The following is a 23,567-nucleotide window of genomic DNA, read 5'->3' as shown; positions in this document are numbered from 1 at the left end:
CCTTGTTCGTCACCACAGACTTCGCTGACCCGAAAGACTCTGAGAGGCAATTGCATTCATGAAGAAGAAGTTGCTCGCGATGGCCGTCGTCGGCCTCGTTCTCCCGGCCTTCGCGGTGCCCACCGCGCTCGCCCAACCTGCTCCGCCCGCCCCGCTCCCGCCCCCGGTCGACGGTGCCCCGCCACCGCCGCCGCCGGACAACGGCATCGTCGCGTCGGCACCTCCCGGAACCGTCATGTCTCCGGACGGTTGGCAGCTCAGCGTCGCCGCCACCGGTGAGACGCAACTGCCCATCGCTCCGCTGACCACTGCCGTGTCCTCGCGCGAATACCTCGTCGGCGGGACATTCGTCGGCACGGTGACGGGCTCGGGCAAGACGAAGCTCAACGGAGGTGTCCTCGAGGCCGGTTACCAGATCGGTTGCGGTATCGAGCTCGGCCAGGTCCGTCTGATCGGGTCCGTCGGCATCGGCACCTCGGGGTCGACTCTGACCGGAGGGCTCGTGCCGACGGGCGTGAACTTCCCGATCTCGGGCACGCTCGAGATCCATCTCAAGCCTGGCACGGTGAACCAGGTGTCCGTCGACAAGAAGTCGTTCAAGGCCGCACCTGCGCGCGTGACGCTCAAAGACGTGCATATCAAGGTGGATGGTTGTGCGGGACAGTCGTTCCTGCGCTCCTACGCGACACTGACGAGCTCCACCACCGACACCGACGACATCGTGGCGTACTACGGCGTCACGAAGTCGGTATGACACGTGTGATCCGGCAGGCACCGGCGGCGCTTCTCGCCGCCGGTGCCGCTGTCGTCTTCGCGGCCGCGGCCCACGCGCAGCCGCCGGCGCCGCCGGAGCCACCGCCACCCGCCCCGCCGCCCGCGCCGCCGGGGCCCACCATCCCGGTCATCGGGGCACCGTTGGGACCCGAGGGCTGGAACATGCTCGCCCAGACGGGGCAACCCGCTGTTCCCGGAATGCTTGGGGCGCCCGCGATTCCGGGCATCGATCGCACCACAGCCCTGGGCCAGAACGCGGTGCCGTCGGCGCCGGGCGCGGGGCCGGGCGTGGTGCCGAACCTGCGAGCGTTCAACAATGCCTACGGGCTGCCGCAGAACGAGGTGCCATCAGCCCCGGGGCAGGGCCAGCAGTTCGACGTCGCCCCTGGGCAGGAAAATGCCGATGTCAACGGCCGCACCTGGCTGGGCCGCTTCTACGACCTGGCCGCGGATGGGCGCTTGCACGGAGCACTGCTCAACCAGTTGCCGCAGCAGCAACTCGGTGAGCCACTGCCGGGAACGGCTCCACCTCCGGGCACCAACATTCCGCCGGGCTTGGTGCAGTTCCTGCCCGATCCGGCAGCTCCGCCGCCGCCGCCGGGCTGACGGTCCTCGGCTCCGCGAAAGTGCCTCCAGTGCTGTAGTTCTTCGCTGGCTGCGACCGTGTGTGCACTTTCGCGGCGCCCCAACGGCAATCGGCCCCCACCGAAGACGGTGGGGGCCGATTGCGTCAGCGGTCAGGCGGCGTCAGCCTCCGGCTTGCGGTGCTTGCCACCCAGCGAGGGAGCGGACTTCTTCGTCTCGCTCTTGGCATCGGACGTCGACGCTGTCGTCGTATCGGACTCGGACGCCTTCGTCTCGGTCTTGGGCTCGGTCTTCGTCTCGGTCTTCGACTCGTCCGTGGTGTCGGTCTTTGTCTCAGAAGCGTTCTCGGTTTTGGTGTCCGGGGTCTTCTCGGATTCGCTCACGGTCGGCTCGGCCGACTCCTGGATTTCGGGTGCACGGTGCTTACCGCCAAGGGTCTTCGGAGTCTCGGCGAGCCGAGCCAGGAACGGGTGCGGGCTGTCGAGAACGGTAGTCGCCGAGTCATCGCCGGCCAGCAGGTTCGGGGCGTGCCGCGTCTGCAGTGCCAGCGACGCGGTGTTGCCACCGAAGACCTGGTCGATGACGCTCTTGTTGTAGGCGAGCTCATTCTTGACGGCGGTGGAGATGCCGGGCAGCGCACTCTTCAGGTTCGCGCGGACGGTGTCGACGTACCCGGGGATCTCGTCGGTGCGGTTAGCCAGCACATAGGTGAAGACCGAGAAGGGCAGCGAGACCAGCTGGACGACGGCGTTGGCGGCACTTCCGACGGCCTTCGAGACGCCGACGAAGTTGTGATAGGGGATGGTCAGGAGCTGAAGCAGCACGGTGCCCTGATCAACCGGATCAGCCTGTGCTGCAACGCTCTTGGCGCCCGCGGTGGTGGCGTCGGGTTGCGATCCGAACACCTGCGAGATCAGGTCGAGGTCGTACTGGATCTCGGTCTTGATCGCGGTAGAGATCCCGGGGAGAGCGCCGTCGAGATTCTTCCGGACGCTGTCGACGTAGGCGGGGATCTCGGTGGTGCGGTTGGCCAGGACGTAGGTCGCGACGGAGAACGGCAGTGACGCCACCTGAAGGACGGCGTTGACGGCGCTTCCGACGGCCTTCGAGACGCCGACGAAATTGTGGTACGGCGCGGTCAGGAGCTGCAGGAGCAGCGTGGCCCTGTCGACGCCCGACAGCTCGGCCATCGTGTCGACCGCAGCGACCAGCGTGGCGTCATCGGTCGGTGCCACAGGGGAGTTCAGCGTCCGGAGCGACGGCGGTACCGGATCGAACGTGCTGACCGCGGCTGACAGTTCGACGGGGATCGTCGCGGTGGCGCGCACGGAATCGGGAGTGGTCGAGGTCATGGCCGGGGCTGCCAGGCAGGCGGCCGAGACGAGTGCCACGAGGGGTTTGCCAATGGACGAGTGCATACCGTCGCCTTCGTAAGGGGTGTCAGGACGGACGGAAATGTACGGGGCTCGCACATGGGTGGTCGGAACGCATTGCAGCGCGCGCATTCTCGGCAGGTGAACGGGTGGTGACTTTCCTGGCAGTGGCTCAACCGATGGCGAGGGCGGCCGCCGCTGCGATCGCAGGCTCGGTGATGTCGCCGACGTCGCGGCCGTCTTCGACGACGAATGCCGTCAGCTCGCGCAAGCCTCCCAGCAGGATCAGCGCGGTGGCGGGTGGCAACGGGCGCACGCCTGCCCGTCGGAACCCGGGGCTGGCGGTCAACGTCGTCAGCAGCTCGGTGAGGTCGCCCATCACCTGGCGGTGCAGCGGCCGGGCCACGACGCCCAGCGCTGGAGCCTCCCGTATCCAGCACAGGGTGATCGCGGGGCGCGCCCCGATGTGTGCGACGTACGCCTCGACGGCCTGCCGGATCTGCGATCGCCAATCATCATCTGGCGCAACAGCTGCACGGATGCCGGCGATCAAGTCGGCGTTGTTGCGGCGCAGCAGCTCGATCAGGCACTGCTCCTTGCCGGCGAAGTGCTCGTAGAACGTGCGTTTCGAGGTCCGTGCATGCCGGACGATGTCGGCGACCGTGGTGTCGCGGTAGCCGCGCTCACCGATCGACGCGGACAGACCATCGAGCAGTCGGTCCGGCGTCAGCACTGCGGTCACGGTCATCTGCACCTCTTGCGGTCCCTGGTACCAAACGGTACCGTACCCCACATGACTGCGGTACACAGCAGTACCAAAACGGTGAACATCGATCGCTTGCCGCCGGAGCCACGCATTCCGCATGCGCTGCAGGGGCTCGGGTTCTCGTTCGCACGGAAGTGGACCGTGCGGCAGGCCACCCGTCAATGCGGTGACGTGTTCACGCTGCACCTGCCGGTGTTCGGTCCGTCGGTGATCGTGGCCGATCCCATGCTGGCCAAGCAGGTGTTCATGGCCAATCCCGACGAGGTGGGCAATATTTCGCCCAATCTGTCGCGGGTGCTCGGGCCTGGCTCGGTGTTCGCTCTCGACGGCACCGACCACCGCCTCCGGCGCAAGCTGTTGACTCCGCCGCTGCACGGGAAGAGCATCAAGAACTACGAGCGGATCTTCGAAGAGGAGACGCTGCGGGAGATCCGGACATGGCCGCAGGGAAAGCCTTTCGAGACGCTCGAGCCGATGATGCGGATCACCTTGAACGTCATCCTGCGGGCGGTGTTCGGCGCCGACGGTGCACATCTGGACGAGTTGCGGCGCAGCATCCCGCCCTGGGTGACGCTGGGATCGAGGCTCGCTGTGCTCCCGATGCCCTCGCACACGTATGGCCGGTTCACCCCGTGGGGCAAGCTGGCGGCCTACCGCAGGACCTACGACGAGATCATCGGACGACTGATCGATGCCGTCGCGTCTGATCCGGAGCTCGACTCCCGCGACGACGTGCTCTCGCTGCTGTTGCGCAGTACCTACGAGGACGGCTCGTCGATGTCGCGTGAGGACGTCGGCGACGAACTGCTCACCCTGCTGGCCGCCGGCCACGAGACCACCGCTGCGACCCTCGGGTGGGCCTTCGAGAGGTTCAGCCGCCACCCCGACGTACTGACCGAGCTCGCCGCGGAAGCCGACACCGACGACAACACCTACCGGCAGGCGGCGATCCTCGAGGTGCAGCGCACCCGCACGATCATCGATTTCGCTGGACGTCACGTGTACGCACCGTCGTTCGACCTCGGGGACTGGGTCATCCCGCACGGCTACTCGATCTTGGTGGCCATCAACCAGATACACCGTCGCGCCGAGGAGTTCCCGGACCCGACACGGTTCGACCCGCAGCGCTTCGTGGGTCAGCGCCCGTCCACCGTCGCGCACATCCCCTATGGCGGTGGCACCCGACGCTGTGTCGGGGCCACCTTCGCCAACGTGGAAATGGATGTCGTACTACGAACTGTGCTGCGCCACTTCGCCATCGAGCCGACCACCGAGCCGGCGGAGAAGCAGCACTTCCGCGGTGTCGCCCACACGCCCAAGCTGGGCGGGCGCATCGTGGTGCACGCCCGCTGAGTCTGGCACCACCGGTAGGCGAATCAGACCTGCGTGCGCTTGGGCAGCTTCCAGCCCGCGCGCGGAAAGTGGCAGGTGTACCCGTTGGGGTAGTGCAGCAGGTAGTCCTGATGCTCGGGCTCGGCCTCCCAGAACTCCGGAGCCGGGCTGACCTCGGTGACCACCTTGCCGGGCCACAGGCCGGAGGCGTCGACATCGGCGATCGTGTCGAGCGCGACGTCACGCTGCTCGTCGTCGACGTAGAAGATCTCCGAGCGGTAGCTGCTCCCGACGTCGTTGCCCTGCCGGTTCTTCGTCGTCGGATCGTGGATCTGGAAGAAGAACTCGAGCAGCGCCCGGTAGTCGGTCTGCGCCGGGTCGTAGACGATCTCGACGGCCTCGGCGTGCCCCGGATGGTTCCGATAGGTCGGGTGGTCGTTCTGGCCGCCGGTGTAGCCGACGCGGGTGGACACCACGCCCGGCTGACGCCGGATCAGGTCCTGCATGCCCCAGAAGCAGCCGCCGGCCAGCACGGCCCGCTTGTAGTCGCTCATGCGCGCTCCTCAGTGGATTCGTCGGATGGGGTGAACAATTCACGGTACTGCCCGTAGCCCTCGGCCTCGAGGTCGTCGAGGTGGACGAACCGCAGGGCTGCGGAGTTGATGCAGTAGCGCAGGCCGCCCTGGTCGTGGGGACCGTCGGTGAAGACGTGCCCCAGATGGCTGTCTCCGTGGGCGGAGCGGACCTCGGTGCGAATCATCAGGTGCGAGAAGTCCCGCTTGCTGATGACGTTCTCCGCGTCGACGGGGCGCGTGAAGCTCGGCCACCCCGAACCGCTCTCGAACTTGTCGACCGAGGCGAACAACGGCTCACCGGAGACGACGTCGACGTAGAGGCCGGGTTCGTGGTTGTCCCAGTACTCCCCGGTGAAGGGGCGCTCGGTGCCGTTTTCCTGGGTGACGTGATACTGCTCGGGCGACAGTGCGCCGAGCGCGTCGGGATTTCTGTTGTAGGTCTGGATCACGGAACCTCCTCGGGTTGGCACTTGTACAACCGTGAGTGGCCTGCGGTTAGTTCCCGTTACGGACCTCGTCGACCAGCGTCACGATCTCGTCAGCCACGGCCTGCGGCTGATACAGCATCTGGTTGTGCCCGGTCCCCGGCACGATGACGTTGGTGGTGCCGAGCGCGGCCGCCAACATGTCATTCGCCTGATGGACCTGAGTCTGGGTGTAGTTGTCGGGCTCGAGGTTCTTCGGCGCGGCGAACTTGTCGGCGCTCAGAACGATCGCCGGGACGCGGGGCAGCGGTGGTGCGGCCGCGATCCGCGCGAACGCGTCATACGCCAGGATCGCCTCCTCTCCCGGCGGCTTGGTGCGCCCGTCGGCGTCGAACGCGTCGTTCTGGTCGGGCCGACCGACGCTCACCAGGAATTCGGACGTCGGCTCGGAGAACAGCAGGCCGCTGACGAGTTCCGGATGCTGTCGAGCCAGCAGGTCGAGAACCAGGCCGCCGTAGGAGTGGGCGACGAACACCATCGGGGTGGGCAGCTGTGCCGCGGCGATCAGCGCGACGATGTCGTCGACGTCCTGCGCCGCGGTGTGCGGCTGTGCGACGGGGGTCGACCGATCCGGCCCGTCGGGCCGGGTGTCCGGTCTGTCGTAGGAGCAGATGCGCGTCGTCCTCGCGACGGTCGGCTGCGTCGCGACGTCGGTGGGGTAGACGATCGCAGCCTCGTCGACGAGGTCGTAGGGCTGTGAGCGAACCGGGTCGGCCGGCGCGATCGACGCGTTCCAGGCCTGGGCGTAGCTGCCCATGCCGGGGATGACGAAGACGGTGGGCGAGCCCGCAGCGGCGCTGCCCTGGCAGTCCAGATGAAGGCTGCGACCGTCGCCGATGTCGATGAGCCCGGCGACGTCCTGTGCGAGGGCGGTCGGTGCGGTTGCGAGCGCGGCGATGACTCCGATAGCTGTCGCCAGCAGCTTCTTCACGTCGATGACACTACGACTGGTCGACAAGACCAGGTAGAACGTGTTCTAGTTCTGGGTGTGACGGGTAGCACTTTCAGTCGCGACGAACTCGCCGCGGCGTTCGCCGAGTTCGAGAAGACGGTCGACCGCGCGGCGACCACCCGCGACTGGGACCCCTGGGTCGCGCAGTACACCGACGACGTGCTCTACATCGAGCACGCCGCCGGCACGATGCGCGGCCGTGAGGAAGTGCGGCCGTGGATCTGGGACACCATGGAGACCTTTCCCGGCAGCTACATGACGGCGTTCCCCTCGCGGTGGAAGGTGTTCGACGAGGACACCGGACGGGTGATCTGCGAGCTCGACAACCCGATGCGCGACCCCGGTGACGGCACGATCATCAGCGCCACGAACATCTCGATCGTCACCTACGCCGGCGACGGCAGGTGGTGTCGCCAGGAAGACATCTACAACCCACTGCGCTTCGTCAAGGCGACGCTGAAGTGGTGCCGCAAGGCCCAGGAGCTGGGCACCCTGCCCGACGAAGCCGCCCAGTGGATGGCCGGGGTGACCCGATGAGCGCGCTCGTCATCGGGGCCAACGGCTACCTCGGCAGCCACGTGACCCGCCAGCTCGTCGACGCCGGTGTGGACGTCCGCGTGATGGTGCGCGACGGCGCCAACACGGTCGGCATCGACGACCTCTCCGTCACCCGCTTCGTCGGCGACATCTTCGACGACGACGTGCTGCGCGAGGCCATGATCGGCGCCGACGTCGTCTACTACTGCGTCGTCGACACCCGCGGGTGGCTGCGCGACCCGGCGCCGCTGTTCCGCACCAACGTCGAGGGCACCCGGCGCGTGCTCGACCTCGCGGTCGAGCCGGCGATCGCGGCGGGACTGCAGAAGTTCGTGTTCACCAGCAGCTATGCGACCGTCGCCCGGCGACGCGGGCACACCGCGACCGAGGACGACGTCATCACCGACGAGCGCGCACTCACCCCCTACGTGCAGTCGCGCGTACAGGCGGAGCGGCTCGTGCTGGACTACGCCCGCACCCGCGGACTGCCCGCCGTCGCGATGTGCGTGTCCACCACCTACGGCGCCGGGGATTGGGGCCGAACCCCGCACGGCGCGATCATCGCCGGAGCCGCGTTCGGCAAGCTGCCGTTCGTGCTGGGGAGCATCGAGTTGGAGGCCGTCGGCATCGACGACGCTGCGGCCGCGCTCCTGCTGGCCGCGGAGAAGGGCAGGGTCGGCGAGCGCTATCTGATCTCGGAGAAGATGATCTCCAACGCCGAGGTGGTCCGCATTGCCGCCGAGGCCGTCGGGGTGCCCGCGCCGAGTAGGACGATCCCGCTGCCCCTGACCTACGCGATGGCGGCACTGGGCAGCCTCAAGGCGCGCCTGACCGGAACCGACGAGCGACTCTCGCTGGATTCGGTGCGGTTGATGCGCGCCGAGGCCCCCGTCGACTGCAGCAAGGCCAAGCGCGAACTGGGGTGGACGCCCCGACCGGTCGAGGAGTCGATCCGGGAGGCCGCGACGTTCTGGGTCAACCTGCGCTCCGCGAAACGGTAGAGGCTGCCACAATCTGTCGGTGCTCAACGGTTACATCTCGCACTGGTACGACGGACTCCCCACACCGCGGACGTTCCTGCCCGGCAGTCGTGACGCCGACGTCTGCATCGTCGGTGCCGGATACACGGGGTTGTGGACGGCGTACTACCTGAAGAAGGCCGATCCGAGCCTGCGCATCGTGGTGCTCGAGGCGCGGTTCGCCGGATTCGGTGCGTCCGGACGTAACGGCGGCTGGCTGTCGGGTCTGGTGCCCGGAGATCGTGAGCGCATGGCGCAGCAGTACGGCCGCGACGGTGTGGTGGCCTGGCAGCGCGCTCTGAACGAGGCTGTCGACGAGGTCATCGACGTCGCCGCGAAGGAGGGCATCGAGGCGGGCATCGTCAAGGGCGGGACGCTGGAGGTGGCCCGCAACCGCGCGCAGGCCAGTCGACTGGCTGCCGCGGCCGCGGCCGAGCGCCGCTGGCAGATCGACGGTATCGAGGAACTGTCCAGAGACGAAGCGCGGCAACGCATCCGGCTCAGCGACGTGGTGGCGGCCTACCACAACCCGCACTGCGCCAGGATTCAGCCGGCGCAGCTGGTGCGTGGGCTGGCCGACACCGTCGCCGCGCTCGGCGTCGACATCTACGAGCGCTCACCCGTCGTCGAGATCGCGGCCGGGCGCGCGGTCACCCCGCGCGGCACCGTCACGGCCCCGATCGTCCTGCGCGCGACGGAAGGGTTCACCGCGGGGCTGCGCGGGCTGAAGCGTCGCTGGTTGCCGATGAACAGCTCGATGATCGCCACCGATCCGATCCCGGCGCACATCTGGGACGAGATCGGTTGGCAGGGCAGGGAAACGCTCGGCGACACCGCGCACGGGTTCTTCTACGCGCAGCGCACTGTCGACGACCGCATCGCGATCGGAGGGCGCAGCGTGCCCTACCGGTTCGGCTCCCGCACCGACCGGGACGGCCGGGTGCCGGAACGCACGATCACCGCGCTGACCGCCACACTGCGCACCGTTCTGCCCCAGGTGGCCGACATCGGTGTCGCGCACGGCTGGTGCGGTGTGCTGGCCGTGCCGCGCGACTGGGAGGCGACCGTCGACTTCGACAGGGCCAGCGGGCTGGGCTGGGCGGGCGGCTACGTGGGCCATGGAGTGACCGCGACCAATCTGGCCGGCCGTACGCTCGTCGACCTCGTGCTCGGCCTCAAGACGCCGCTGACCGAGCTGCCCTGGGTGGGACACCGGTCGAAGCAGTGGGAGCCCGAGCCGCTGCGCTGGCTCGGGGTACGGGGCATGTACCTGGCCTACAAGGCCGCCGACTGGCACGAGGCGCGGGGGCGTGCCGGCACCTCACCGATCGCCGTCGTCGCCGACAAGATCGCCGGCCGCCCGCACTGAGTGGCGCCGAGGCGTTCAATGGAGTCATGACCGACCGACCTGTGCTCGAACCGTCGAGCAGCCACCCGATCACCGTCACCCCCACCGGACGTCGCGTCGTCGTCCGGATCGCCGGCGAGGTGATCGCCGACAGCTCTGCCGCGTTGACGCTGCAGGAGGCCGATTACCCTGCGGTGCAGTACATCCCGATGTCAGACGTGTCGGCCGAGAAGTTGCAGCGCAGCGATACCGCGACGTACTGCCCGTTCAAGGGTGACGCCGGCTATTACGACGTCCGGACCGGGGACGACACCGTCACCGACGCGGTGTGGACCTACGAGCAGCCCTACCCGGCGGTCGCGGCGATCGCCGGGCACGTCGCGTTCTACCCGGACAAGGCCGACGTCGTGGTGGAGCCCTAGCCTGTGCCGCACAGCAGGACGGCCAGCGTCACGTTCGCCGGCCCCGCGAGTCCGGCGCTGACGCTGTCGCCGCTGCGCCGGGGCCGGGCCGACCCGTGCTACCACGTCGCTCCCGACGGTTCGATCTGGCGGACCAGCCTGCTGGCCAGCGGTCCGGTCACCGCACGGATCGGCCGCGAAGCCGTCGACACCGTCGGCTGCGAGGCGTGGGGGCCCGGCGCCGCGGAGTTCACCGCCGCGCTGCCCGCCCTACTCGGGGCCGAGGACGAGGTGAGCGGATTCGACCCGCAGGAGCTCACGATCGCGCGCGCCCACCGACGCGTGCCACACCTGCGGCTGGGGCGGACGGGGCGGGTGCTCGAGGCGATGGTTCCCGCCATCCTGGAACAGCGGGTGTACGGCAAGGACGCTCGACGGGCGTGGCGCACGCTCGTGGGGAAGTACGGAGCGCCTGCCCCGGGTCCCGCGCCTGCGCACATGCGGGTGCCGCCGAGCGCCGACGTGTGGCGTCGGGTGCCGTCCTGGGACTTCCACCTCGCCAATGTCGATCCGGGTCGCGCGCGGACCGTGGTCGGGTGCGCGCAACGCGCCGACGCACTCGAACGGCTGGTGCATCGGTCGTGTGAGGCGGCGCGCGCAGCGATGATGTCGCTGCCCGGTGTCGGCGTGTGGACGGCGGCCGAGGTTGCCCAGCGGGCCATGGGGGATGCCGACGCGCTGTCCATCGGGGACTACCACCTGTCCACGATGGTGGGCTGGAGTCTGCTCGGCCATCCCATCGACGACGACGAGATGGTGACACTGCTGGCGCCCCTGGCGCCGCACCGGCAGCGCGCCGTCCGATTACTGGAAGTCAGTGGGCTCGCGGTGAATCCGCGCTTCGGGCCGCGGGCGGCGATCCCGAATCTTGCCGAACTGTGACGTCGAGCGCAGGTGATTATCGCGCCGACGGCAGGGGTACACGGGGCGGGACATACGAAGGAGTTGTTACATGACTACGTTCACCGTGCCCGGACTGTCCGACAAGGCGGGCGCCGAGGTCGCTGAGTTGCTGCAGAAGGCGCTGAGCCGCTACAACGACCTGCACCTGACGCTCAAGCACGTGCACTGGAATGTGGTGGGCCCCAACTTCATCGGGGTCCACGAAATGATCGACCCGCAGGTCGAACTGGTCCGCGGGTACGCCGACGAAGTGGCCGAGCGCATCGCCGCTCTCGGCGCCTCCCCGCAGGGCACCCCAGGTGCGATCCAGAAGGACCGAACCTGGGATGACTACTCGGTCGGGCGCGACACCGTGCAGGCGCACCTGGCCGCCCTCGACCTGGTCTACACCGGCGTCATCGAGGACACCCGCAAGAGCATCGAGCGGGTCGGCGAGCTGGACCCGATCACTGAGGACATGCTGATCGGCCACGCCGCCGAACTGGAGAAGTTCCAGTGGTTCGTGCGGGCGCACCTGGAGAACGCCGGCGGTCAGCTGGCCAACGAAGGCCAGAAGACCGAGAAGAGCGCGGCCGACGCCGCCAAGAGCGCCTGACCGGTCAGGTCGTCGCCAGATCTGGGCTGCCGCCGGGGAGCGTGTCGTCGCGAACAGGACGATCGGCGAGCTCCTCGGCGGTGCCGAACAGGTACGGGTAGGCGACTCCGGCCAGGGCGGCACCGACCAGCGGCGCGATCCAGAACACCCACAGCTGCGCGGGTGCCCCGTCGCCGTTGAAGAACGCGACGCCGGTGGAGCGTGCCGGGTTGACCGACGTGTTGGAGATCGGGATCGAGATCAGGTGGATCAGGGTCAAGGTCAACCCGATCGACAACCCCGCGAAGCCCTTCGGTGCGCGATCGTCGGTCGATCCGAGGATCACCAGCAGGAAGATGAACGTCAGCAGCACCTCGGCGATGATCACCGCCACCAGCGAGTACCCGCCGGGGGAGTGCGTGCCGTACCCGTTGGCAGCCATACTTCCCGTCGCGCTGAAGCCGTCGCGGCCCTTGGCGATCACGTAGATCGCGGCGCCGGCTACGACGCCAGCGACGATCTGGGTCAGCCAGTAGCCGGGTACGGCTTTCCATTCCACCCGCTTGGCCAGCGCGGCGCCGAGGGTGACGGCCGGGTTGAAGTGGCCGCCCGAAATGGTGCCGAAGGCGTAGACGCCGGTGAGAACCGTCAAACCGAAGGCGAGTGAGACGCCGACGAAGCCGATCCCCAGAGAGACACCGTCGCCGGAGAGGAACTTGGCGGCGAACACGGCACTTCCGCATCCGCCGAATACGAGCCAGAACGTGCCGATGAACTCCGCTGCAACTCGATGCAGCATCGTCGGTGCGCGCATCAGGGACCTTCTTCCGCCGTCGAGGGCTCAACGGTGACACGGTCGGGTGCCTGAAGGCCGCGCTGTGTCCGAACCGATGCACTTTGGCAATGAACGATTCACCCAGGTCAGCGGTAGGCGGTCACCCGTCCCGTGAGTGCGGTGCGACCGTCCGACCCGACGGCGACGACGTCGGCGGCGGCGCTGCGCCGGCCCATGCGCGTCGGCGTCGCGCTGTAGTGCGCTCCGGCTCCGCCGTGCATCGGCCGGTAGAAGTTCACCCGCAGCGAGCCGGTGACGAATTCGGGTCCGGTGCCGCCGTTCAGGGCTGCCGATCCGACCAGCTCGAGCCCCATCGACGACACTCCGCCGTGGACGGTGCCCACGCCGTTGTAGACCGCGGGGTCGTCGCGTTGGAAGAGCACCGCCGCCGCGCCGCCGGTCTCGCCGACCTCGACGGCCATCCGATCGGCCAATCGCGGACCCACTGTCGTCCCGTCTGTGTCGTCGGACCATGTCGTGAAGGTCGCCGGTGCGGGGATGTAGAAGGAACGGACGGTCGCCGTCGCGATCACTGCGCCGCCGACCGACAGGTCGCAGAGCGCCAGCGCGGTCGTTCCTTTGGGGCCGACGGGCCGCGCGACGCCGATCACGGGGTGATCGGGCGCGGCCGCGATGGCCTCTGCCGCCCCGGGAGCGACCTCCAGCGACAGCTCGCTGGACACCGTCCACTCGTCAGCTGCTCGGCGGACGTGATTGGCCGCGCCGGCGACATGGTCGACGAGCATCGCCAGCGGGGCGACGGTGGGCAGCCCGGTGAGGGGATTGACCAATCCGGCGATCGGAATGGACGCCGTCGCCAGGTCGGGGTCGTCGTCGTCGGTCTCGATTCCGAACCGGCCGAGGGGATGATTCAGCGGGTAGCGCACCCAGCCAGCCTGACCGGCGTGCCTCATCCGCGCAGCGGTGGGGCCGTCATTGCCATCGATCCTGCTGTGGCGCAGCGTGTTTGGGCCAGCAGGTGCCCGCCGGGCACCCTCGGTGGCTCTGTCAGCCACTCGGGCGACAACTCTAAGAATCTCGCCAGGCTTTCAGCAAATGCAACGAGAACGTCACGTGCACGTCATGACGGTGAGAGACTGATGTGGCAAATACTGGACGCGGGAGTGTCGAGTGTGTGATGTGGGTCTCACCCGGTGGATCTCCTCTTTATCGAGGTGAAAGACCGTCCATGGCAACGTTATTCGCCTGTGACCTGGCGCCGTGAGCCGTCGGGCGAAGTCCGGGCGGCCCAACCTCGTTAGGATGCACTAAGTTGGCATGTCAGGGGCCCTTTGTCATATCGTTTTGAGCACTTGTGGCGAGTGGAAAAAGGGCCGTCGTTCAGTGCTGCACGAGAGCCCCTCCGCCGCCGCCCCGGCTAACGTTCTCGCGCCGAGGTATCTGAAGAAATAAGGTAGGTGGGAATGGCGCCCAGTCCTCAGGGCCTGTACAACCCCGCATTCGAACACGATGCGTGTGGCGTGGCCATGGTGGCCGATATGCACGGCCGCCGCAGCCGCGACATCGTGGAAAAGGCCATCACGGCGCTGCTCAACCTCGAACACCGCGGCGCCCAGGGCGCCGAACCGAACACCGGTGACGGCGCAGGCATCCTGCTGCAGGTCCCCCACGAGTACTTCCAGGCGGTCGTCGAGTTCGATCTGCCCGAGCCGGGAAACTACGCCACGGGCATCGCGTTCCTGCCGCAGTCGTCCAAGGACGCTGCGACGGCGTGTGAATCCGTCGGCAAGATCGCCGAGGCCGAAGGCCTGCAGGTGCTGGGGTGGCGCGACGTGCCGACCGACGAATCGTCGCTCGGGGCTTTGGCTCGCGATGCCATGCCGACCTTCCGCCAGGTGTTCCTCGCCGGCGCCTCCGGAATGGACCTCGAACGCCGCGCCTACGTGGTGCGCAAGCGCGCCGAGCACGAACTCGGCACCAAGGGGCCGGGCCAGGACGGTCCCGGCCGCGAGACCGTCTACTTCCCGAGCCTGTCCGGGCAGACGTTCGTCTACAAAGGCATGCTGACCACGCCGCAGCTCAAGGCCTTCTACCTCGACCTGCAGGACGAGCGCCTCACCAGCGCGCTCGGCATCGTGCACTCCCGCTTCTCGACGAACACGTTCCCGTCGTGGCCGCTGGCTCACCCGTTCCGGCGCGTCGCCCACAACGGCGAGATCAACACCGTCACCGGCAACGAGAACTGGATGCGGGCCCGCGAGGCGCTCATCAAGACCGACATCTTCGGTTCGGGCCAGGACCTCGACAAGATCGTGCCCGTCTGTACGCCTGGGGCGTCGGACACCGCCCGCTTCGACGAGGTGCTCGAACTCCTGCACCTCGGCGGTCGCAGCCTGCCGCACGCAGTGCTGATGATGATCCCCGAGGCCTGGGAGCGCCACGAGTCGATGGACCCGGCGCGGCGGGCCTTCTACCAGTACCACTCCTCGCTGATGGAGCCCTGGGACGGTCCTGCGGCAGTGTGCTTCACCGACGGCACCGTGATCGGTGCGGTCCTGGACCGCAACGGTCTGCGGCCCTCCCGTATCTGGGTGACCAGCGACGGACTCGTCGTGATGGCCTCCGAAGCCGGCGTGCTCGACCTCGACCCGGCCACCGTCGTGCAGAAGATGCGCCTGCAGCCCGGCCGCATGTTCCTGGTCGACACGGCGCAGGGTCGCATCGTCGACGACGAGGAGATCAAGGCCGAGCTGGCTGCCGAGCAGCCGTACCAGGAATGGCTCGACGCCGGTCTGTTCAAGCTCGAAGAACTGCCGCCCGGTGACTACGTGCGGATGCCGCACCACCGCGTCGTGCTGCGCCAGCAGATCTTCGGCTACACCTACGAAGAGCTGAACCTCCTGGTCGCGCCGATGGCGCGCACCGGCGCCGAGGCGCTGGGCTCGATGGGCACCGACACCCCGATCGCGGTGCTCTCCGCACGGTCACGTGTGCTGTTCGACTATTTCCAGCAGCTGTTCGCGCAGGTCACCAACCCGCCGTTGGATGCCATCCGCGAAGAGGTGGTGACCAGCCTCGCCGGCACCGTCGGCCCGGAGGGTGACCTCCTCAATCCCGACGCCGAGTCGTGTCGCCAGATCGCGCTGTCGCAGCCGATCCTGCGCAACGCCGAGCTGTCCAAGCTGATCTGCGTCGACCCCGACCACGAGATCCGCGGCCACAAGCACGGCATGCGCGCCGCCGTCATCCGCTGCCTCTACCCGGTCAACCGCGGCGGCCGAGGGCTCAAGGAAGCACTCGACAACGTCCGCGCCAAGGTGTCGTCAGCGATCCGCGACGGTGCCCGCATCATCGTGCTCTCCGACCGCGAGTCCAACGAACAGATGGCGCCGATCCCGTCGCTGCTGTCGGTGGCTGCGGTGCACCACCACCTGGTCCGTGACCGGACCCGCACCAAGGTCGGCCTCGTCGTCGAGGCCGGCGACGCCCGCGAGGTGCACCACATGGCGTGCCTGGTCGGCTTCGGTGCGGCCGCGATCAACCCCTACATGGCGTTCGAGTCGATCGAGGACATGGTCGATCGAGGTGTCATCAACGGCATCAGCAGCGACCAGGCCAAGGCCAACTACGTCAAGGCCGCAGGCAAGGGCGTGCTCAAGGTGATGTCGAAGATGGGCATCTCCACGTTGGCGTCCTACACCGGTGCGCAGCTGTTCCAGGCCATCGGTATCAGCCAGAAGCTGCTCGACGAGTACTTCACCGGGCTGAACTGTCCGGTCGGCGGCATCGACCTGGACGACATCGCCAACGACGTCTCCGCTCGGCACTCCCTGGCGTACCTGGACCGCCCCGACGAGTGGGCGCACCGGGAGCTCGAGGTGGGCGGCGAGTACCAGTGGCGCCGCGAGGGCGAGTACCACCTGTTCAACCCGGACACGGTGTTCAAGCTCCAGCACTCCACGCGCACCGGTCAGTACGAGGTGTTCAAGGAATACACCAAGCTGGTCGACGACCAGAGCGAGCGGATGGCCTCGCTGCGTGGGCTCCTGAAATTCCGTGTGGGCGAACGCCCGTCGGTTCCTCTTGAGGAGGTCGAGCCGGCCAGCGAGATCGTCAAGCGGTTCTCCACAGGCGCGATGAGCTACGGCTCGATCTCCGCCGAGGCGCACGAGACGCTGGCCATCGCGATGAACCGGCTCGGCGGCCGGTCGAACTCAGGGGAGGGCGGTGAAGCGGTCGCCCGCTTCGACCGCGACGAGAACGGCGACTGGCGGCGCAGCGCGATCAAGCAGGTCGCCTCGGGTCGCTTCGGCGTCACGTCGCACTACCTGTCCAACTGCACCGACATCCAGATAAAGATGGCCCAGGGTGCGAAACCCGGTGAAGGCGGCCAACTCCCGGGGCACAAGGTGTACCCGTGGGTGGCCGAGGTGCGGCACTCGACGCCTGGCGTGGGATTGATCTCGCCGCCGCCGCACCACGACATCTACTCGATCGAGGATCTCGCTCAGCTGATCCACGACCTGAAGAACGCCAACCCGCAGGCACGCGTGCACGTGAAGCTGGTGTCGGAGAACGGTGTCGGCACCGTGGCGGCGGGCGTGTCCAAGGCGCACGCCGACGTGGTGCTGATCTCCGGGCACGACGGCGGCACCGGCGCCACCCCGCTGACGTCGATGAAGCACGCCGGCGCGCCGTGGGAGCTGGGGCTGGCCGAGACGCAGCAGACGTTGCTGCTCAACGGACTTCGTGACCGCATCGTGGTCCAGGTCGACGGCCAGCTCAAGACAGGCCGCGACGTGGTGGTCGCCGCGCTGCTCGGCGCCGAGGAGTTCGGCTTCGCCACCGCCCCGCTGGTGGTGTCGGGCTGCATCATGATGCGCGTCTGCCACCTCGACACCTGCCCCGTCGGCGTGGCCACCCAGAACCCGTTGCTGCGTCAGCGCTTCAACGGCAAGCCCGAGTTCGTCGAGAACTTCTTCATGTTCATCGCCGAAGAAGTTCGGGAACTGATGGCGCAGTTGGGCTTCCGGACGGTCAACGAGATGGTCGGCCAGGTCGGCGCGCTCGATACCGCCAAGGCTGCCGAGCACTGGAAAGCGCACAAGCTCGATCTGACCCCGGTTCTGCACGAGCCCGAGTCGGCGTTCATGAACCAGGACCTGTACTGCAGCTCGCGGCAGGACCACGGGCTGGACAAGGCGCTCGACCAACAGCTGATCGTGCAGTGCCGGGAGGCGATCGACGACGCGTCCCCCGTTCGGTTCTCCACGACGATCGCCAACGTCAACCGCACCGTCGGCACCATGCTCGGCCACGAGGTGACGAAGGCCTACGGCGGACAGGGACTTCCCGACGGCACGATCGACATCACGTTCCAGGGTTCGGCGGGCAACAGCTTCGGCGCGTTCGTCCCGAAGGGCATCACCCTGCGCGTCTACGGCGACGCCAACGACTATGTCGGCAAGGGCCTTTCGGGTGGGCGCATCGTGGTGCGTCCGCCGGAGAACGCGCCGGCGGACTACGTCGCCGAGGACAACATCATCGCAGGAAACGTCGTGCTGTTCGGCGCCACCAGCGGCCAGATGTTCCTGCGCGGCCAGGTGGGAGAGCGGTTCGCGGTGCGCAACTCCGGCGCCCACGCCGTCGTCGAGGGCGTGGGTGATCACGGCTGCGAGTACATGACCGGTGGACGGGTCGTCATCCTCGGCCCCACCGGCCGCAACTTCGCGGCGGGTATGTCCGGCGGCATCAGCTACGTCTACGACCCCGACAACGTCCTGGCCGACAATCTCAACGGCGAGATGGTGGCCTTGGAGAGCCTCGACGACGAGGACACCGAGTACCTGCGCGACATCATCACGGCGCACGTGGACGCCACCGATTCTGCCGTGGGACAACGGATTCTGGCCGACTGGGACGCCCAGTCCGGTTCTTTCACCAAGGTGATGCCCCGCGATTTCAAGCGTGTGTTGCAGGCCATCGCCGATGCGGAACGCAACGGAGACGATGTGAACGAAGCGATCATGGCGGCCGCAAGTGGCTGATCCGCGCGGTTTCATGAAATACACCCAGCGGGAGACGCCGCAGCGTCGCCCCGTCGACCTGCGCCTGCGGGACTGGAAAGAGGTCTACGAGGAATTCCCTCCCGACCATCTGCAGGTTCAGGCCGCCCGGTGCATGGACTGCGGTATCCCGTTCTGTCACAACGGATGCCCGCTGGGCAACCTGATTCCGGAATGGAACGACCTGGTCCGCACCGACCGGTGGCGCGAGGCGATCGAGCGGTTGCACGCGACCAACAACTTCCCGGAGTTCACCGGGCGGCTGTGTCCGGCGCCGTGCGAAGGCTCGTGCGTGCTCGGCATCAATCAGGACCCGGTGACCATCAAGCAGGTCGAGGTCGAGATCATCGACAAGGCCTTCGACGAAGGCTGGGTTGTTCCGCTGCCGCCGGACCGCAAGACCGGCAAGAAGGTCGCGGTGGTCGGCTCGGGCCCGGCGGGACTGGCCGCGGCGCAACAGCTCACACGTGCCGGCCATGATGTGACGGTGTACGAGCGGGACGATCGCATCGGCGGTCTGCTGCGCTACGGCATCCCCGAATTCAAGATGGAGAAGCGCCACATCGACCGGCGCCTCGAGCAGATGGAAGCCGAGGGCACCGAGTTCCGCGCCGGCGTCAACGTCGGGGTCGACATCACTGCCGCGCAGCTGCGTTCGCAGTTCGACGCTGTGGTGCTGGCCGGCGGCGCGACGGCGCGGCGCGATCTGCCGATTCCCGGACGTGAACTCGACGGCATCCACCAGGCCATGGAGTACCTGCCGTGGGCAAACCGCGTGCAGCTCGGTGACCCCGTCGTCGACGACGACAACCAGCCGCCGATCACGGCCAAGGGCAAGAGGGTCATCATCATCGGCGGCGGTGATACCGGCGCCGATTGCCTGGGCACCGCACACCGCCAGGGCGCCGAGCACGTGCACCAGTTCGAGATCATGCCGCGGCCGCCGGAGACCCGCGCGGATTCGACGCCGTGGCCGACCTACCCGCTGGTGTACCGGGTCACCTCCGCGCACGAGGAGGGTGGCGAGCGCGTCTACTCGGTCAACACCGAAGAGTTCTTCGGCGAGGACGGCCGTGTGACGGGTCTGCGCGGCTACGAGGTCGAGATGAAGGCCGGCAAGTTCGAGAAGGTCGAGGGCAGCGACTTCGAGATGGCGGCCGATCTGGTGCTGTTGGCCATGGGCTTCACCGGTCCGGAGCGTGAGGGCTTGCTGACGGATCTGAAGGTCGAGATCAACGAGCGCGGCAACGTCGGGCGTGACTCGAAGTTCGCCACCTCGGTTCCCGGGGTGTACGTCGCCGGCGACATGGGTCGGGGCCAGTCCCTGATCGTGTGGGCGATCGCCGAGGGACGTGCGGCGGCCTCCGCGGTGGACACGTACCTCATGGGGCACACGGCGCTGCCGGCGCCCATCAAGCCGACCGCGGTGCCGCAGCGGTAGTCAGACGACGGGGGTCGTCTCGAATCGCGGCCCCCGCAACGGCTCGCCGAAGCGCGCCCGCAACCGAACGAGTGGTTCGACCGTGCGCACCGCGAGATCATCGCGATGGCTGTCGCTGAGGTGCGCGAGCGCGCCCGACTTCGAAAGGCTGCTGGGTGACGCGTTCACGCTGCGGGAGCTGCGCCTGGCTTACGAAGCCGTCGCGGGAGTGACGCTGCAGCGCGACACCTGCGCGATGGAACCCAACTGACAGCGACCGGGGATCGGGTGACGGTCTGTCGCGGAAGGCCGCCGGAGCTGTTCCGCCGAACGTGAGCGAGCCCGCTGCGAGTGCATCGATTTCACAACCACTACGCCACGCTCGGTGCACGGAACGGTCAACGACCGGTTTCGCGGCGTTAACACCAGCCCCATGAGTCACACCAGAAACAGCATATTTTTTTTCGGCGTGCCTTCCAGTGTTTGCCAGCGGTCAGGTATCTAATGACTTGGTGAGGGCGCTGCGGTAAGGTGGCTCCCCGGTTCAGCTATACGTACACCGCAGGAGTAGACACCGTGTCCATCACCCCGGTTACCCGCACTCGGATCAGTCGTATTGCCTGGTCACTGTTCCGCCACCCCGTCAAAAGCCGCGAATTTCCGGCCAAGGCAGAGCGCCTGATCACCCCTGACGAACTCGTTCGGTACGGCTTCTAGCGAATTTTGTCGCGTCCGTCGATCTCCAGGTGGACGCTGCGACCCGCAACGTTGCCCTTCGTTACCGAATCGTGATCATCACCGATCTTTGCTGAGCAGACCTGAGTCGCGGATCGCCTCGGCGAGCGGCTCGAGCACCGCAGGATCGTAGGGCGGGGGCAGATAGATGATCGCCAGATCGAGGCCCTCGGCGCCGAGCGCGATGCAATCCTCGATGAGCTTGCGGTAGTTTCGCTCCTCCAGCCGCACATGCGAGGACAGCATGATGTCCTTGGGATCGCGTCCCACGTCTGCGCAGTGCCGCTTCAGTACATCTCGCTTGCGTGCGAATTCCTCTGGCGTGCCGCCGACGTAGTTCCAGTGGTCGGCGTACTGGGCGGTGATACGCAGGGTGCGCTTCTCGCCGTTGCCGCCGATACAGATCGGCGGATGCGGCTGCTGCGGACCTTTCGGCTCGTTGCGGGCGTCCTTGAGTTGATAGAACCGGCCGTCGAAGGTCGTGGTCTCCTGACTCAGGAGGCCCCGCAGCACCTGACAGGCCTCCTCGAAGCGGTCGAACCGCTCCTTGATGCTGCCGAGTTCGATTCCGTAGGCGCCGGACTCCTCCTCGTTCCAGCCGGCGCCGATACCGAGCTCGAGGCGGCCGTTGGAGACGATGTCGAGTGCCGAGGCCATGTTGGCGAGTACAGCCGGGTGCCGGTAGTGGATGCCGGTGACGAGTACGCCCACACGCAATCGGGTGGTCGCCTGGGCCAGAGCGGTGAGCGTGATCCACCCCTCCAGGCAGGGGCCGGTCGAGTCGGAGAAGATCGGATAGAAGTGGTCGAAGGTCCAGCCGGATTCGAAGACATCGATGTCGTCGGCGGCCTGCCAGATCGCGAGCATGTCGGACCAGGTGGTGTTCTGCGGGGAAGTCTTGAAGGCGAATCTCACTGTGTCGACTCTAGGACGCTCCGATGAGTTCGGCGAACGATCCGAGTCAGCATGCACATGATCGATATGACCTCAGCGTGTGCGGGCACCGCGGATCTGGTGCGGACCGTCGGTGACGGCGAGTTGACGGGGCCGACGCCCTGTTCGGAGATGAGCGTGGCGGCGTTGGTGTCGCACCTGGGTGGGCTGGCGGCGGCGTTCACCGCGGCGGCGCGGAAGGACTTCTGCGAGCTGACCAACTCTCCGCCGGAGGTCAGCGACCGGCTCGACGACGACTGGCGGACCTCGTACCCGGAGCGTCTGACGGCAATGGCGGCGGCGTGGGGAGACCCCGCGGCGTGGGAGGGGATGTCGCGCGCCGGCGGCGTGGATTTCCCGGCCGAGGTCGGCGGCAGGATCGCGCTCACCGAGGTCGTGGTGCACGGCTGGGATCTGGCGCGGGCCACCGGCCGACCGTATGCGGTGGACGACGACGTCCTGCGCGCGGTGCTGCCGCACGTGACGGAGTTCGCCTCCGGGCCGCCGGTCGAGGGACTCTTCGCCGCGGCGGTTCCCGTGAATGATGATGCGCCGCTGCTCGATCGGGTGGTGGCGCTCACCGGACGGGACCCGGCCTGGACGCCCTAGGGCGCGACGAGTGACATCAATTCGGTTCCGTCGTCAGATAATTGAACAAGCGTGGTGTTGATGCGCCAGACGTTGCGCCAGGAACCCGGAGCCGAGCTGATAGTCCACAACCGCTCGCATGTGTCGAGGTCGGTAGCTTCGGTGTCGAGTCCTATTGTCTGGTTCCCGTCACTCGTCACCGCGACGCGGCCGTCAAAGCCGATGTACCCGGCGTCCATGTCCACATTGGTGCATCGCTTTCCCCACGTCCCGGAGCGCACGTCGTATTGGGCCCAACCGCGGGTCGAGAAGTCGCTGGCACTGATGATCAAGCGTGAACCGACCAGGCGGACAGGGTCACCCGTACCGGACGGCGCCGAGAACACGAGGTCGCCACGCGATGTCACCAAGGCCCAGCTGTCCTCACCGTCAAACGAGGAGACGACTGGTAGATCGAAATAGCCCCGCAGCGAGGACAACCCGCCGGTGAAGTTTCGTGTCGACGTGCGGTTGCCTGTTGCGTCGAAGAATTCGATCTGGTCTCGTGGGTCGCTCGTGTCGATCAGGGACACAAAGCCTCCGGGGAACAACAGGGTGGTTTGTTGCTCAGCGCCGTCTGGGAGCTGGGGGCGAAGTACTCGTCCGTCAGACGGCGAAAACACCACCTTGCCGAATGAACCCCTCCCGGAGGTGGTTTGGTACGCCAAAGCGGGAGGGTCGATGTCCAGTGGGTGAAGGTACTTCGGTCCCGGGTCGCCGGCGCCGGGTACGAACCAGGTGGTGTTCGCAGTGGGGCCGATGCCGTAAACCCCCTCGTTCACAGATTCTGCGACGGCGTAGATGCCTAGCTGCGTCACTTCGAGGTCGTTGGGTCGAACGTTGAGGTCAGTCTGTCCGTTGTAGGTCACCGCGCCGGAGCGCGAATCGATGACCCAAGCTGTCCGGTCGGCGATATCGCTTGTGACACAGAGAACAGCATCAGGCCCGTTGAGAAGGCACTCCGGTTTGCCTCCTGTATTGAGTCTGACGGCCGGGAAAAGAGAGACACCGCGTGACACGTCGATGCCGGCAAGCCACCACTGGGTGGGTTCATCGGGTGTTCGCGCGAGTAAAAACGCTCGATCACCGACGTTGTTGATGAACGGACGGGAATGGATGGGCATGTCAGCGGTCGACAGCTGGCTGTCCTCTGGCAAGCCGAGGTCTTCGAGATGTAGATGCCAGCCGGGGATCGGCAGAGAACTCATGGACGCGCTGACGAAGTGTTGGCCCGACGGTTGCCAACTGACGCGGAGTTCTGGCGGGATGCCCCCGCGATCTCCCCTCAAGAAGAACGCCGCCCCAGC

The 23,567-nt window shown here is 67.3% G+C and carries 23 protein-coding genes; 14 read left to right on the top strand and 9 right to left on the bottom strand.

The annotated features are described in order from the left end of the window. Window positions 1-58 precede the first annotated feature (58 nt). Window positions 59-754, top strand: coding sequence for an MspA family porin (locus ACZYYX_RS01990; RefSeq protein ID WP_463812722.1), 696 nt, complete (start codon window positions 59-61; stop codon window positions 752-754). Further along, window positions 751-1,380 (top strand): hypothetical protein, encoded by a 630-nt coding sequence (locus ACZYYX_RS01985; RefSeq protein ID WP_463812721.1) that lies wholly within the window; start codon window positions 751-753, stop codon window positions 1,378-1,380. Before ACZYYX_RS01990 ends, ACZYYX_RS01985 begins: the two co-directional genes overlap by 4 nt. A gap of 131 nt (window positions 1,381-1,511) precedes the next feature. Here the strand turns inward: ACZYYX_RS01985 and ACZYYX_RS01980 are convergent, their stop codons facing one another. Next, on the bottom strand, window positions 1,512-2,777 hold the full coding sequence (locus ACZYYX_RS01980; protein WP_463812720.1) for a hypothetical protein: 1,266 nt from the start codon (window positions 2,775-2,777) through the stop codon (window positions 1,512-1,514). 127 nt (window positions 2,778-2,904) lie between these two features. Then, window positions 2,905-3,480 carry a TetR/AcrR family transcriptional regulator gene (locus ACZYYX_RS01975; RefSeq protein WP_463812719.1) on the bottom strand — a complete coding sequence of 192 codons (576 nt, stop codon included), beginning with the start codon at window positions 3,478-3,480 and terminating at the stop codon, window positions 2,905-2,907. 45 nt (window positions 3,481-3,525) lie between these two features. On the opposite strand from ACZYYX_RS01975, the gene ACZYYX_RS01970 reads away from it, so the two are divergent. Further along, the gene (locus ACZYYX_RS01970; protein WP_463812718.1) at window positions 3,526-4,851 is read left to right on the top strand and encodes a cytochrome P450; all 1,326 of its coding nucleotides are present in this window, start codon (window positions 3,526-3,528) and stop codon (window positions 4,849-4,851) included. Window positions 4,852-4,874: 23 nt separating this feature from the next. Here the strand turns inward: ACZYYX_RS01970 and msrA are convergent, their stop codons facing one another. Genes msrA through ACZYYX_RS01955 form a run of 3 tightly spaced genes read right to left on the bottom strand, consistent with a single transcriptional unit; the run spans window position 4,875 to window position 6,821 of the window. Then, on the bottom strand, window positions 4,875-5,384 hold the full coding sequence (gene msrA, locus ACZYYX_RS01965) for a peptide-methionine (S)-S-oxide reductase MsrA (protein ID WP_463812717.1): 510 nt from the start codon (window positions 5,382-5,384) through the stop codon (window positions 4,875-4,877). Continuing rightward, window positions 5,381-5,854 (bottom strand): peptide-methionine (R)-S-oxide reductase MsrB, encoded by a 474-nt coding sequence (msrB, locus tag ACZYYX_RS01960; protein ID WP_463812716.1) that lies wholly within the window; start codon window positions 5,852-5,854, stop codon window positions 5,381-5,383. Before msrB ends, msrA begins: the two co-directional genes overlap by 4 nt. A gap of 46 nt (window positions 5,855-5,900) precedes the next feature. After that, window positions 5,901-6,821: an alpha/beta fold hydrolase gene (locus tag ACZYYX_RS01955; protein ID WP_463812715.1), complete on the bottom strand. Its 921-nt coding sequence runs from the start codon at window positions 6,819-6,821 to the stop codon at window positions 5,901-5,903. 57 nt (window positions 6,822-6,878) lie between these two features. Between ACZYYX_RS01955 and ACZYYX_RS01950 the strand changes: the two genes are divergently transcribed. The 6 genes from ACZYYX_RS01950 to ACZYYX_RS01925 all read left to right on the top strand — a co-directional run bounded on the left by ACZYYX_RS01950 (window position 6,879) and on the right by ACZYYX_RS01925 (window position 11,705). Then, complete coding sequence (locus tag ACZYYX_RS01950; protein WP_463812713.1) at window positions 6,879-7,379, top strand: nuclear transport factor 2 family protein; 501 nt, start codon at window positions 6,879-6,881, stop codon at window positions 7,377-7,379. After that, window positions 7,376-8,380: an NAD-dependent epimerase/dehydratase family protein gene (locus ACZYYX_RS01945; RefSeq protein ID WP_463812712.1), complete on the top strand. Its 1,005-nt coding sequence runs from the start codon at window positions 7,376-7,378 to the stop codon at window positions 8,378-8,380. Before ACZYYX_RS01950 ends, ACZYYX_RS01945 begins: the two co-directional genes overlap by 4 nt. 13 nt (window positions 8,381-8,393) lie before the next feature. Beyond that, on the top strand, window positions 8,394-9,767 hold the full coding sequence (locus ACZYYX_RS01940; protein ID WP_463814762.1) for an NAD(P)/FAD-dependent oxidoreductase: 1,374 nt from the start codon (window positions 8,394-8,396) through the stop codon (window positions 9,765-9,767). A 26-nt stretch (window positions 9,768-9,793) separates the two neighbouring features. Beyond that, window positions 9,794-10,168 (top strand): DUF427 domain-containing protein, encoded by a 375-nt coding sequence (locus ACZYYX_RS01935; RefSeq protein WP_463812711.1) that lies wholly within the window; start codon window positions 9,794-9,796, stop codon window positions 10,166-10,168. A 3-nt stretch (window positions 10,169-10,171) separates the two neighbouring features. Beyond that, a complete protein-coding gene (locus ACZYYX_RS01930) occupies window positions 10,172-11,089 on the top strand; it encodes a DNA-3-methyladenine glycosylase family protein (protein ID WP_463812710.1) in 918 nt (305 codons plus the stop codon). A 70-nt stretch (window positions 11,090-11,159) separates the two neighbouring features. Beyond that, complete coding sequence (locus tag ACZYYX_RS01925) at window positions 11,160-11,705, top strand: Dps family protein (protein ID WP_463812709.1); 546 nt, start codon at window positions 11,160-11,162, stop codon at window positions 11,703-11,705. A gap of 4 nt (window positions 11,706-11,709) precedes the next feature. Here the strand turns inward: ACZYYX_RS01925 and aqpZ are convergent, their stop codons facing one another. Together aqpZ and ACZYYX_RS01915 are read right to left on the bottom strand one after the other, a co-directional pair. Further along, the gene (gene aqpZ, locus ACZYYX_RS01920; RefSeq protein ID WP_463812708.1) at window positions 11,710-12,498 is read right to left on the bottom strand and encodes an aquaporin Z; all 789 of its coding nucleotides are present in this window, start codon (window positions 12,496-12,498) and stop codon (window positions 11,710-11,712) included. Window positions 12,499-12,605: 107 nt separating this feature from the next. After that, the gene (locus tag ACZYYX_RS01915; RefSeq protein ID WP_463812707.1) at window positions 12,606-13,406 is read right to left on the bottom strand and encodes a PaaI family thioesterase; all 801 of its coding nucleotides are present in this window, start codon (window positions 13,404-13,406) and stop codon (window positions 12,606-12,608) included. 537 nt (window positions 13,407-13,943) lie between these two features. Here ACZYYX_RS01915 and gltB point away from each other — a divergent pair. From gltB to ACZYYX_RS01895, 4 genes are all read left to right on the top strand, one after another. Then, on the top strand, window positions 13,944-18,527 hold the full coding sequence (gene gltB / locus ACZYYX_RS01910) for a glutamate synthase large subunit (RefSeq protein ID WP_463812706.1): 4,584 nt from the start codon (window positions 13,944-13,946) through the stop codon (window positions 18,525-18,527). Then, a complete protein-coding gene (locus tag ACZYYX_RS01905) occupies window positions 18,520-19,986 on the top strand; it encodes a glutamate synthase subunit beta (protein ID WP_463812705.1) in 1,467 nt (488 codons plus the stop codon). The genes gltB and ACZYYX_RS01905 overlap by 8 nt, the downstream gene beginning before the upstream one ends. 82 nt (window positions 19,987-20,068) lie before the next feature. Next, window positions 20,069-20,236 carry a hypothetical protein gene (locus tag ACZYYX_RS01900; RefSeq protein ID WP_463812704.1) on the top strand — a complete coding sequence of 56 codons (168 nt, stop codon included), beginning with the start codon at window positions 20,069-20,071 and terminating at the stop codon, window positions 20,234-20,236. Window positions 20,237-20,541: 305 nt separating this feature from the next. Continuing rightward, window positions 20,542-20,682: a hypothetical protein gene (locus tag ACZYYX_RS01895; RefSeq protein ID WP_463812703.1), complete on the top strand. Its 141-nt coding sequence runs from the start codon at window positions 20,542-20,544 to the stop codon at window positions 20,680-20,682. Window positions 20,683-20,760: 78 nt separating this feature from the next. Here ACZYYX_RS01895 and ACZYYX_RS01890 read toward each other — a convergent pair whose 3' ends face one another. Next, complete coding sequence (locus ACZYYX_RS01890; protein WP_463812702.1) at window positions 20,761-21,615, bottom strand: LLM class F420-dependent oxidoreductase; 855 nt, start codon at window positions 21,613-21,615, stop codon at window positions 20,761-20,763. A gap of 57 nt (window positions 21,616-21,672) precedes the next feature. On the opposite strand from ACZYYX_RS01890, the gene ACZYYX_RS01885 reads away from it, so the two are divergent. Then, window positions 21,673-22,242, top strand: coding sequence for a TIGR03086 family metal-binding protein (locus ACZYYX_RS01885; protein ID WP_463814761.1), 570 nt, complete (start codon window positions 21,673-21,675; stop codon window positions 22,240-22,242). Here ACZYYX_RS01885 and ACZYYX_RS01880 read toward each other — a convergent pair. Next, entirely contained in the window at window positions 22,239-23,468 is a 1,230-nt protein-coding gene (locus ACZYYX_RS01880) for a hypothetical protein (protein WP_463812701.1), read from the bottom strand. The genes ACZYYX_RS01885 and ACZYYX_RS01880 overlap by 4 nt on opposite strands. Window positions 23,469-23,567: the final 99 nt, after the last annotated feature.

This window comes from Mycobacterium sp. IDUB_1 (genome assembly GCF_055419625.1).
Note: the sequence above shows the minus strand (reverse complement) of the source record. Positions and strands in the feature narration are given on the sequence as shown.